The organism is Ruegeria sp. AL7, from assembly GCF_056536105.1.
The window spans coordinates 121,741-133,622 of sequence record NZ_JBQFJF010000001.1; the positions used below are offsets into that span (position 1 = coordinate 121,741).

The window sequence follows — 11,882 nt, forward strand, 5'->3', positions numbered from 1 at the left end:
TTGATGGCAGGGTTCAAGAGCGTTTTGCAAAAAAAGCGAGCGCCGTAAAATTTTTTTGAAGGCCCCTCATTTGGTGTCGATCAACACCGCTCCGGTACGGTTGCCTTCCTGTACCATCGCATGGGCGGCAGCGCATTCTTCCAGTGTAAAGACCTTATGTACGGGGCAGATCAATGCGCCATCAGCCAGTGCCTTGTGTAGAGTCTCTATTGCGGCGGCGCGCAAATCTGCGGGCAGCAGGTAGATCAGGACTGCCTCGAGTGTCACGGCCTTGAACATCATGGGCCCAAAGGGAAAGACAGGTGTCATATTCCGGGCAGATCCATATGCGTTGATACGGCCGTTCTCGGCGATGACGGCAATGTTGGTGTCAAGGTTCTGTCCAAATTCGACATCGACGATTCGACCAATTGTACGTCCATCATTTGCGTCGAGGATCTGATCCGAAAGGTGTTCACCGGAGTAGTCGAGAACGACATCTGCACCGGCTGCCTTGACCCGGTCAAAGCTGCGGGTGCTGGCCGTTGCGATCACATTGGCTCCGGCCCATTTGGCAAGCTGGACAGCCAGATACCCGACAGTACCCGCCCCACCATGGATCAAAATGGTTTGCCCGCGCGGCGTGCCGCCCGAAAACACCGCATGGCATGCGGTTAGGCCCGGAATTCCAAGAATTGCCCCGGTTTCAAGTGACACCGTCTCGGGCAGTTCTACAGCCTGAGATTCAGGCAGGGTGATGTGGCTGGCAGCTGTACCGAACGCGCGTTGCCATTGCCCGTTCCAAATCCACACGCGCTGACCAATCCGCGTCGCGGGTACGCCATCGCCAACCGCTGTGATGACTCCAGCCCCGTCGCTGTGCGGAACGATCAGCGGAAACGGAGGTTCTGTGACACCCGGTCGGGCCCCCGCGCGGGCCTTGATGTCCGAGGGGTTTACGCCGGAAAAGGACAGCTCGACCGTGACTTCACCCGGTCCAGGCGAACTCGGGGAAATATTCTGTATACGCAAGACATCGACAGCGTCTCCGAAGGCTGAATAGGTGACTGCGCGCATAGGGTCCTCCGTTTAGGTCGAGTTAAGCGGCGATTGGGCCGGTAACTCAAACAGCTTGTCGCGCTTTTTCGGGGCGATGCGCAACCGCGGATACCGGAAATTGTCTTTCGCCTATTCCCGAATTTCGGAAGAATCGACGCCCCAAAGGTTCGATTTCAGTGTCCAGCCACGGTATCCGCCGGCGGTGATCCTGCACCAGTCCAGCGAACAGGCTCCAAGGCGCGCCACCACTCCGGTCTCGAAATGGGCATTCACGGGCGAGGTCGGGTCGGGGCGGGCATAAACAGGCAGCATCTCGGATTCGATCAGCACCGTTCGGACGCCAGACAACAAGGCATAGTGAACCCAGCCACCCGCGCCGTCGCGGTCTTGGACCTTGCGCCAGTTGCCGTATTCGGCAGTGACCTGCAGCGGCATGCCACGCCTTTTGAATACCCAATCGATTCGGTGGGTTAGGGATGGTCCGCGCCGCACGTTCCCTTCGGCTGCCTTCATCGACACATATCGGGGCAGGGGCAGGTTGGTGACCGATCCGCGTTTGACTTCGGCATGTGCGGCGCAGGCACCGAACATGACCAGAAATGCGGAAACTACCGCCAGAAATCGGCGTTTTACCGGTCGAATACCACTCACTGACTGCCCGCTCTTATGCCTGTTGATCCGGTTTTGAAAAAAGGTCGACTCAATGCCATTGGGGTTCTTGTGCCCCGCCTTATCCTGCGCCACGATGCCATGGCGCGCGTCCGTTTGCAAAGCAGTGGGAGAGCCGAGGTGCCAAGAGAACGTTTAAGTGTTGTCGTTACGCGACGGTTGCCTGAGGCAGTAGAAACCCGGTTAAGCGAATTGTTTGACGTGCGCCTGCGCGACGACGACACCCCAATGACGCGTGAAGAATTAGTAGCAGCGGTGCAGGATGCCGATGTGCTGGTGCCTACGGTGACCGATACCATTGATGGCGGGCTATTGGGTCAGGCAGGTGAAAAGCTGCGGCTGATCGCCAATTACGGGGCCGGTGTCGATAATATCGATGTGGCGACGGCGCGGCAGCGCGGCATATTGGTGTCCAACACGCCCGGTGTGCTGACCGACGACACGGCAGATATGACCATGGCCCTGATTCTCGCTGTCACACGGCGCATTCCCGAAGGGTTGAGCGTCATGCAGCAAGGCGACTGGACCGGGTGGGCCCCCACCGCGTTTCTGGGTGGTCGCATTGGCGGGCGGCGTTTGGGTATTCTGGGCATGGGCCGGATCGGACAGGCTGTGGCCCGCCGCGCCAAGGCGTTTGGTATGCAGATCCATTATCACAACCGCCGCAGATTGCGCCCAGAGATTGAGCAAGAACTAGAGGCGACCTATTGGGAAAGCCTGGATCAGATGGTGGCGCGTATGGATGTGATATCTATCAACTGCCCATCGACACCGTCTACCTTCCACCTGATGAACGCGCGCCGCCTAAAGCTGATGAAACCCTCGGCAGTGATCGTGAATACTTCGCGGGGTGAGGTTATTGACGAGAACGCTTTGACCCGGATGATCCGTGCGGGGGAAATTGCGGGCGCGGGGCTGGATGTCTACGAACAGGGAACCGGTGTGAACCCGCGCTTGCGGCAGTTGCCGAACGTGGTTCTACTGCCGCATATGGGGTCGGCCACGCTGGAGGGCCGGGTTGAGATGGGTGAAAAAGTCATCATCAACATCAAAACCTTCGAAGATGGCCACCGCCCACCGGATCAGGTTGTGCCTGCGATGCTCTGACGCGTCGGAAAGGATCATGGATGGACGTGTTTGAAGGGGGATGCCGTTGTGGAAAACTGCGCGTCACGGCTTCGGGTTGTCCTCTTCGCGTCGGGATTTGCCATTGTCTGGACTGCCGCAAACACCACGGCGCGTTGTTTTATGCGGCGGCTATTTTTCCGGCGGATGCGGTTAAGATCACCGGAAATGTGAAAGGTTATTCCGACCGGTACTTTTGCCCTGATTGCGGATCTCCGGTATTTGCCCGAAGCGGTGCCGAAGTCGAAGTGCATCTGGGCTGTCTTGACGCGCCTGACCAATTCATACCGACATATGAATGCTGGACCAAACGACGCGAGGCGTGGCTACCCGAATTTGCCGAGACAACCCGCTATGATCAGGATCGTCGCGCCGAAGAAACCGAACCGTAGGGGAAATGGCGAAACTTCGCTGTGATAACACGCTGCCATGCCTGATCGTTGCAGAGGGGGCAAAATCCTTACAGGATTGAAAATAAAGATTGTATTGGAGGGTTAGAACAGATGAGACATGTTTCAGCACTGCTGCTTACTACCGCACTTGCTATTTCGACACCGGGGTTCGCGCAGGAAACAGCCGATGCCGTTGCACCCGAAGCCGCGACAGAAGGGCAGGTTCAGGCGATGACCGACGAGGTTATTGCGGCCCTCGAAGCCAAGCTTGAGGGAGTCCCGGTCACATCCGAAAACTGGATGATAGCTGCGGCCAATCCGCTGGCGGTCGAGGCCGGGGCCAAAGTGCTGCGCGCGGGCGGGTCTGCCGCGGATGCGATGGTTGCTGTGCAGGTCGTGCTGGGGCTGGTCGAGCCGCAATCTTCTGGTCTGGGCGGGGGAGCGTTTCTGGTTTGGTACGACGCGGCCAGCGGGCAGATGACAACACTGGACGGGCGCGAAACGGCACCCCTTGCCGCTACCCCGACGCTGTTTCAGGATGAAAACGGCGAGCCGCTGAAATTCTTCGATGCGGTGGTGGGCGGATTGTCGGTGGGTACACCGGGTACGCCTGCACTGCTGGAAGAGGCGCATCGAAGATGGGGGCGCGCGTCTTGGCCCGGACTGTTTGCCGACGGAATCCGATTGGCGGATGAAGGGTTTCTGGTTTCCCCGCGTCTGGCCAGCCTTGTAGAAAACGATGCTGACCGCCTGTCGCGCTTTCCCGAAACAGCCGCATATTTCCTGCCTGACGGTCAGCCGTTGCAGCAGGGGCAGCGGTTGATGAACCCGGATTATGCCGAAACATTGCGCGTGCTGGCCAGCGATGGCGCTGCCGGTTTTTACGGAGGTGAGATCGCTGCGGATATCGTGCGAACTGTTCGCAATGCCCCAGGAAATCCCGGCGTTCTTGCAGGGGTGGATTTGGCGCTCTACCAGGTGATCGAACGTGAACCGGTCTGTGCCGAATACCGCGCCTACGAGGTTTGCGGCATGGGCCCGCCGTCGTCGGGTGCGCTGACCGTCGGGCAGATTCTGGGGATGTTGAACAGCTATGATCTTGCAGCAATGGGCGCTGAGAGCGCCGAGGCATGGCGTCTGATCGGCGATGCTTCGCGCCTCGCCTTTGCGGATCGTGGGCGGTACATGGCCGATAGCGATTTCATACCCATGCCCACCAAGGGGCTGGTTGATCCGGGTTATTTGACCCAGCGGGCGGCATTGCTGGAAGGCGAAATGGCCTTGTCCGAGGTCGCACCGGGCCAACCGGAATTTGACCATGCTTTGATTTGGGCAGACGACGTGTCGCTGGAGCTGCCGTCAACCTCGCATATCTCGATCGTGGACAGCTATGGCAATGTGCTGTCGATGACGACGACGATCGAGAATGGTTTTGGGTCGCGCCTGATGACAAACGGGTTCCTGCTGAACAACGAGCTTACTGATTTCTCGTTCAAGACACACAGCGACGGTGTGCCGATTGCCAACCGGCTGGAGCCTGGCAAGCGTCCGCGCTCATCCATGAGCCCGACTATCGTGTTGCAGGATGGCGAGCCGGTTCTGGCTATCGGGTCTCCGGGCGGCAGCCGGATTATCGGCTATGTCGCCAAGTCCATCATCGCCTGGGCCGATTGGGGAATGGACGTGCAGCAGGCGGTTTCCCTGCCTCATCTGGTCAACCGGTTCGGAACATATGATGTTGAGGCGGCGACTTCTGCGGAAGGATTTACAGACGCGCTTGCTCAGTTGGGTTTTGAAGTCAACGCACGCGACCTGACTTCGGGGCTGCACGCCATCGAAATCGGTGACGGGCTGAGCGGTGGTGCCGACCCGCGCCGCGAAGGGATTGCGCTGGGCGAATAGACCCTCGGTATTAGTGGGGATTGCCTGCTTTCAACGGGCCTTTTAGTCATAGGCTGAAAGGCCCGAAATGTTTTGGGGCAGGGGAGGATGACAATGGTGCAGGCAACCGCATTGCCAAGGAATGAAGCTGGTATTGAAACCGTCATAAGCATTCTCAAGCAGCGCTTTGGCGACAGGTTGCAAACGGGTGCCGCTGTCCGTGAACAACATGGGCACACCACGACCTGGATCGAAAACCAAAGCCCCGATGCCGTGGTTTTCCCGCATTCGACGCAAGAGGTTTCGGACATCGTCAAAACTTGTGCGGCGCACCGGGTGCCAGTGATCCCGTTCGGAACAGGAACATCGCTGGAAGGGCATGTAAATGCGCCGGCGGGGGGAATCTCGGTCGATCTGACACAGATGGACAGTGTGCTTGCAGTTCATGCCGAGGATCTGGATTGTGTCGTGCAGCCCGGTGTCACGCGCGAAGCGTTGAATAAACACTTGCGCGATCTGGGCCTGTTCTTTCCGATTGATCCCGGGGCGAATGCGTCGCTGGGTGGGATGGCCGCTACCCGCGCGTCGGGCACTAATGCAGTGCGCTATGGGACGATGAAAGACAACGTTCTCAGCCTTGAAGCCGTAATGCCAGACGGTCAGATCATTCGTACCGGGCACCGGGCCAAGAAATCTTCAGCCGGCTATGATCTGGCCCGTCTTCTGATCGGGGCGGAAGGCACGTTGGGAATCATCACCGAGCTGACATTGCGGTTGCAGGGTATCCCCGAAGCGATCAGTTCGGCCCGGTGTTCCTTTCCGACCGTCGACGCCGCGTGCCGTGCGGTGATGATGACGATTCAGTATGGCATCCCGGTTGCCCGGATCGAGTTGGTGGACGAGTTGTCGGTTCAGGCCGCCAACGCCTATTCCGGGCTGAGTCTGCCGGATACACCGTTGTTGTTGCTGGAGTTTCACGGCTCGGAAAGCGGTGCCACAGAGCAGGCTGAAACCTTTGGTCAGATCGCCGAAGAGTTTGGCGGCACGGATTTTGCAGCGACTTCGACCACCGAAGAACGGAACAAACTTTGGCAGGCACGGCACGATATGTATTGGGCGTGTCTGCAACTGCGCCCCGGTGCGCGGGGCATCTCGACCGATGTCTGTGTACCGATCTCGCGTCTGGCCGAATGTGTGACCGAGACCCAGAAGAAAGCTGCCGGCCTCGGCTTGCTGGCCCCAATCGTGGGTCATGTTGGGGACGGCAATTTCCATACGCTGCTGCTGATCGACATGGAAAACGTTGAAGAAGTTGCCAAGGCCGAGGCGTTTGTCGGCTGGCTGAACGACATGGCAATATCCATGGAAGGCACATGTACCGGTGAACATGGCATCGGGCAGGGAAAGCGACCGTATCTGAACAGGGAACTGGGTGCTGCCACGCGGTACATGGCTGCGATCAAGGCCGCACTGGACCCAGACAACATCATGAATCCCGGCAAGATCTTGTCGGACGACACGTAGCCATATTCACCCCCTGGTCCGTATTTGCGCCCTCAAAACGTCCACATGTCATGGTTTCAAAGGGTTGATGACAGAGGATGGTCGACATGAGCGTAAAATATCTGGCGGGGTTTGTAGCCATCTGCGGGTTGGCCGTTGTAGGGCTGGACTATGTTCAGCAAGCCAAAGCATCGGAAAGTGGTTTGGGCGTGAAAGAATATCTTGCCTCGGTCTCCTCGCGTGTCGGTCTTTCTGACGGCTGGTTCACGGCAGAGGCGCAGCCTTCGCCATCACAGGAACCGGCGGTGAAGAATCCCTCGGAAGAAAGTGGCAAATTAGTTTGCGTCTCGGTCGGAACAAGCAAACGTTGCCGTTCCGGTGGTTGAGGGCAGCGGTCCAACGAATGAATTGCGACCCGCTTTCGATATTCGGGTCGTTTTTTTCATATCACTGGTCGGATGAATGTCGCGCTTTCCCCCTTAAGTGCGCCATATGGTGTCAACTGATTTCAAGGGGAGACGCCCGGTTATGAAAACCCAAGTCAAAGCATTGGTCGTAGGCGGCGGCGCCGTTGGGACCTCGATTGCCTATCACCTGGCCAAAGCAGGCTGGGACGATGTGATGTTGATCGAACGGGACGAACTGACGTCCGGGTCCACCTGGCACGCCGCGGGCCTGTTGCCGCTGTTCAACATGTCTTATGCGACGACCCATATCCACAAGTATTCCGTGGATTTCTACAAGACGCTTGAGGAAGAAACCGGCCTGAATGCGGGCTTCGCGGTTGTGGGCAACCTGCGCATGGCACAGACGCAAGAGCGTATGGACGAATACATGCTCTATGCCTCGACCGCCGAAACCTGTGATGTGAAATACGAATGGCTGACCCCGGACCAGATCAAGGAACGCTGGCCGCTGATCGAGACATCGGATCTGAAGGGCGCGATCTATCACACCGAGGACGGTTATATTAACCCTGCCGACGTGACCCAAGCGATGGCCAAGGGGGCCCGTCAGCGTGGCGTCGAAATCGTGCGCAAGATGCAGGCTGACGCCTTCCATTGGAACGGCACGCACTGGGAAGTGACCTGCACCAAGATGGTCGAAAAGGGCGGCAACCTGGTGCCTTCCGACGAGCAGGTCGTAATCACCGCCGAACATGTTGTGACCGCGTCGGGCAACCACGCGCAGCGCACTGCCAAGGTGCTGGGCATCAAAATGCCTGCAATCCCGGTCGAACACACCTTTATCGTCATGGACAAAGACCCCGAGTTGGTCAAATGGCGCGAAGCAGGCAACCCAGAGCACCCCGTTGTCCGCGATGCCGACAACGAATCCTATGCACGTGAAGAACGCGGTGGCTGGATTCTTGGTATCTACGAACACGGCGCCCCTGCGCAGTTCGAATTCGGCGTTCCGGACAGCTTCCGCGCTGACCTGTTCCCGCTGGATCTGGACCGGATCGCCGAGCAGTACATGGCAATGGCCGAGCGCGTGCCGTCCTGTGCCGAATCCGGCCTGAAGGATGATTTCAACGGCCCGATCTGCTATACACCGGATGGCAACCCGCTGGTTGGTCCGGCTCCGGGTTTGCGCAACATGTGGCTGGCTGAGGGTTTCAGCTTTGGCATCACCGCTGCGGGCGGCACCGGCTATTATCTGGCACAGATGATGGTCGATGGCGAAGCCGAGATCGACATGGCATCGCTGGACCCTAAGCGTTACAGCAGCAACTGGATGACCACCGAGTTCGCGGCACGCAAGAATGAAGAATGCTACGAGCATGTCTACATCCTGCACCACCCGGATGAAGAGCGTGAAGCCTGCCGTCCGCTACGGACCGTTCCGGCCTATGATCGCCAGAAAGCCCGCGGTGCTCAATTCGGCTGGGTGAATGGCTGGGAACGCCCGAACTATTACGGCCCGCTGGACGCGCCCGAGAATTTCGACAAGGAAGCACGCTCGTTCCGCCGTGGCGGCTGGTGGCAATATGCCGTCGAAGAGGCCAAAGCGATCCGCGAAGGCGTTGGCCTGATCGACGCATCGGCCTTCACCAAGCATGTTGTCAAAGGCCCCGGTGCCACGCAGTTCCTGGATTGGTTCACCTGCAACAAGCTGCCCAAGGTCGGTCGTATCAACCTGACCTACGCGCTGACCTCGAATGGCACCACCCGCACCGAATACACCATCGTCCGCAATGGCGAGAACAACTACTACATCGTCTCTGCCGGTGCATGGACTGAGTACGACGCCGACTACCTGCGTAAAGCGGCCGAGGACAAGATGGCGGAGTTCGGTTACATCGAAATCCAGGACGTGACCACGCAATGGGGCGTCTTCGCCATCGCCGGACCCAAGTCGCGTGACGTTTTGAAAGAAGTCATCAAGGACGCCGATCCGGAAACCGCACTGTCCAACAAGCGCTTCCCATGGTTGTCGGCCCGTCAGATCGAACTGGGCATGTGCCCCGTGAACGCGATCCGCGTGGCCTATACCGGTGAGCTGGGCTGGGAACTGCACCATCCGATCGAGATGCAGAACTACCTGTTCGACCTGCTGGAAAAAGCCGGTGAAAAGCACGGCATGAAACTGGTCGGTGCCCGTGCCCAGAACTGGCTGCGTCAGGAGAAATCCTATCGCGCCTTTGGCACCGAGCTGGGCCGCGATGCGACCCCGCTGGAAGCCGACCTGCCGCGCTTTGTCGACCTGTCCAAGGACTTCCACGGCAAGGCCAAGCTGGAAGAGACCGGTGTGCGCGTCAAGTGCTGCACCTTGCTGATCGACGGTCCGGCCGATGCTGACCCGTGGGGCCGCGAGGCGCTGTATACGCCGGAAGGCGAGCGTGTAGGTCGACTGACCTCGGGCGGCTATTCTGTCGCGTTCGAGAAGTCGATCGGGATGGGCTATGTGAAGCCTGATCTGGCGGTCGAAGGCACCAAGCTGAAGGTCAAGATGCAGGACAAGTTGTGGGATGCTGTCGTGACATGCGACAGCCCCTATGATCCGAAAAACGAAACCATCCGCAAGGACGGCTGATCAATCTAAGGCCCCGGAATTTCCGGGGCCTTTTCTGTTGGTTACGCGGATAGTTCGTCGAAACATTCCAACGCCTTGGCAGCATACATCATAGCTGGTCCACCACCCATCTGAATGGCCATACCCAAAACGTCGGACACCTCTTCGCGCGTTGCGCCCGCTTTGACCAACGCATCGGTGTGCAGGGTAATGCAGGGTTCGCAGCGGAGCGACACCGACATGCCTAACGCAATAAATTCCTTGGTTTTATAGTCGAGCGTTCCACCTTCCTTCACAGCCTTCCCAAGCGTGCCGAATGCGCGCGAAGTGTCGGGAATGGCCCCGTTGAGGTTGCGCAAACTGGTTCGTGTTGCCGAAAGCTTTTCTTGCCAAGCCATTTTGAGTGCCTTTTTCATATAAGATAACGGGAATATGTGCGGGCAGTGGTAAGTTGACCTTGATCTCGATCAGTTGGCCGGGCGCTCGGAAACAAATGCAAGGTTGTTTGCGGGCATGTCGATGGTTTTCAACACGCGCAACCCAACTTCCTGGAACAGGCCAAGGACATCTTCGTCGTTCTTGTATCCAATGTCGGGGTCTTGTCCGATCAGAGCCTCGTGAAACCTTTTGTCCCCGTCGCTTGTCAATTGGCCCGAGCGTTTGAATGGGCCGTACAAAACGAACCTCCCATTTTCAGTCAGGGACTGAGCGATTTCGGCGAAAATGGTTCTGGTGTCCTGCCAACTGATCAAATGTATCAGGTTGATCAAGACGATCAGGTCCTGCGAAGGAAAGCGGGTATGCCAGCCCGAATTCGTTGCGTCCAGATGTTCGGCGCCTGCCACGTTGGGTAAGGCGCTGGCATAGGCGTCGATGCTATTGCGGCGCTCAGGGTCAGGTTCGGTGGGATGCCACGTCAGATCGGGCAGCAAATCAGCAAATCCACAGACATGCTGACCGGTTCCGCTTGCAATCTCCAGCGCGTGCCCGCGGCGCGGTGCCCAGTCTTGTAGCAACGCACAAAGCGCATCCAAGTTTCGCGTCGCTGCCGGGGCCACCAGTTTTCCATCCTCACCCGCGTTGGCGACACTCGCAGAGGGCGGTAGATTGCGTTTTATCATCTGTCCAACCTGTTTGGGGTCAGCGATTTGACGCTGTCTGGATCCAGCACCGGCGTGTTTCCAACGACCAGATCACACAACAACTGCGAAGCTGCCGGTGCTGTTTGGAAACCATACCCGCCTTGACCCGCAGACCAGATGAACGATGGATCAATCGGGTCAGGCCCAAGCACCAAGGTTCCATCTGGTGCGAAACTGCGCAATCCTGCCCAGTTTGTTTCGACGCGTGTTACTGGTTCGGTCATCAGTTCTTCATAGCGCGCCAGACCTTCGGCCAGCACCATATCGTCGGCATAGGCGTCCTGAGGTGGTACCGGGTCGGCTTCGGCAGGCGAAACAAGCAGCTTGCCCGCGTCCGGTTTGGCGTACCATGTTTCACCCGTGCCCAGCATCATGGGCCATCCGGATACATCATGGCCCCCGGGGGCGGGCAGCCGCGCCATGGATCGGCGGCGAGGAGTGATGCCGATAGGTGGTATCCCGGCAAGCATGGCGATCTCGTCCACCCATGCACCGGTCGCATTCACCAAATTGCGGGCTTCGAAGATTTGCCCGGCCTCGACCAGCCAATGCCGCTCTTTTCGAATACCGGTTACTTTGCTTTTCGTTGCAACGGTTCCTCCGTTCTGGCGAATGGCCCGCGCGAAGTCTTGCAACAGGCGATCGGTATCGATGTCAAACGCAGCTTCACTGATAGCCGCGAAACCCACCTTGGCCGGGTTCAGGATCGGAACGCTCGAAACCGCCTGATCGATGGGAATTCTTTCCATGTTCAGATCCTTGCGGTCGGCTTCGAAAACCACGCTTTGGTCAAACGAACCGATCAACATCAGTCCGCGCCGTGTCAGGTACCCACCGTTCTGTGTGTGCAGGAACGCGGTCCCAGCCGTGTTCAGCGCCACCACGGATGGCGGACCATAGCTTTGCTCAAACAGGGCTGCCGAGCGACCCGACGCGTGATACCCCAAGGCGTCTTCGGCCTCCAAAACCATCACGGTTCCATGTTCCGACAAGCGCGCGCCCGCACTCAACCCGGCAATTCCGCCCCCGATGACGAGGAAATCGATCATTATTTGTGTTCCTTCCGCAGCAGGTTCGCCACAAGTTTTCTGGGTTTCATTTAGCTCTCTGGGTCAAG

The 11,882-nt window shown here is 58.3% G+C and carries 11 protein-coding genes; 6 read left to right on the top strand and 5 right to left on the bottom strand.

Annotated elements, in window-relative coordinates; translation table 11 throughout:
- Positions 1–66: 66 nt before the first annotated feature.
- The gene (locus ACR3E2_RS00635) at positions 67–1,056 is read right to left on the bottom strand and encodes an NADPH:quinone reductase (protein WP_480482081.1); all 990 of its coding nucleotides are present in this window, start codon (positions 1,054–1,056) and stop codon (positions 67–69) included.
- Positions 1,057–1,167: 111 nt separating this feature from the next.
- Positions 1,168–1,629, bottom strand: coding sequence for an SH3 domain-containing protein (locus ACR3E2_RS00640; RefSeq protein ID WP_480482350.1), 462 nt, complete (start codon positions 1,627–1,629; stop codon positions 1,168–1,170).
- Between the two features lie 198 nt (positions 1,630–1,827).
- Between ACR3E2_RS00640 and ACR3E2_RS00645 the strand changes: the two genes are divergently transcribed.
- The 6 genes from ACR3E2_RS00645 (at position 1,828) to ACR3E2_RS00670 (ending at position 9,644) form a co-directional block, all read left to right on the top strand.
- The gene (locus ACR3E2_RS00645) at positions 1,828–2,814 is read left to right on the top strand and encodes a 2-hydroxyacid dehydrogenase (protein WP_480482079.1); all 987 of its coding nucleotides are present in this window, start codon (positions 1,828–1,830) and stop codon (positions 2,812–2,814) included.
- A 20-nt stretch (positions 2,815–2,834) separates the two neighbouring features.
- Positions 2,835–3,224, top strand: coding sequence for a GFA family protein (locus ACR3E2_RS00650; RefSeq protein ID WP_480482077.1), 390 nt, complete (start codon positions 2,835–2,837; stop codon positions 3,222–3,224).
- 111 nt (positions 3,225–3,335) lie between these two features.
- The gene (ggt, locus tag ACR3E2_RS00655) at positions 3,336–5,126 is read left to right on the top strand and encodes a gamma-glutamyltransferase (RefSeq protein ID WP_480482075.1); all 1,791 of its coding nucleotides are present in this window, start codon (positions 3,336–3,338) and stop codon (positions 5,124–5,126) included.
- Between the two features lie 93 nt (positions 5,127–5,219).
- Positions 5,220–6,629: an FAD-binding oxidoreductase gene (locus ACR3E2_RS00660; protein WP_480482073.1), complete on the top strand. Its 1,410-nt coding sequence runs from the start codon at positions 5,220–5,222 to the stop codon at positions 6,627–6,629.
- An 86-nt stretch (positions 6,630–6,715) separates the two neighbouring features.
- On the top strand, positions 6,716–6,994 hold the full coding sequence (locus ACR3E2_RS00665) for a hypothetical protein (RefSeq protein WP_480482071.1): 279 nt from the start codon (positions 6,716–6,718) through the stop codon (positions 6,992–6,994).
- A 142-nt stretch (positions 6,995–7,136) separates the two neighbouring features.
- Positions 7,137–9,644: a GcvT family protein gene (locus ACR3E2_RS00670; protein WP_480482069.1), complete on the top strand. Its 2,508-nt coding sequence runs from the start codon at positions 7,137–7,139 to the stop codon at positions 9,642–9,644.
- A 41-nt stretch (positions 9,645–9,685) separates the two neighbouring features.
- Here the strand turns inward: ACR3E2_RS00670 and ACR3E2_RS00675 are convergent, their stop codons facing one another.
- From ACR3E2_RS00675 to ACR3E2_RS00685, 3 genes are all read right to left on the bottom strand, one after another.
- On the bottom strand, positions 9,686–10,021 hold the full coding sequence (locus ACR3E2_RS00675) for a carboxymuconolactone decarboxylase family protein (protein WP_480482067.1): 336 nt from the start codon (positions 10,019–10,021) through the stop codon (positions 9,686–9,688).
- Between the two features lie 69 nt (positions 10,022–10,090).
- Entirely contained in the window at positions 10,091–10,744 is a 654-nt protein-coding gene (locus ACR3E2_RS00680; protein ID WP_480482065.1) for a DUF938 domain-containing protein, read from the bottom strand.
- Positions 10,741–11,814: an NAD(P)/FAD-dependent oxidoreductase gene (locus ACR3E2_RS00685; RefSeq protein WP_480482063.1), complete on the bottom strand. Its 1,074-nt coding sequence runs from the start codon at positions 11,812–11,814 to the stop codon at positions 10,741–10,743. Before ACR3E2_RS00685 ends, ACR3E2_RS00680 begins: the two co-directional genes overlap by 4 nt.
- Positions 11,815–11,882: the final 68 nt, after the last annotated feature.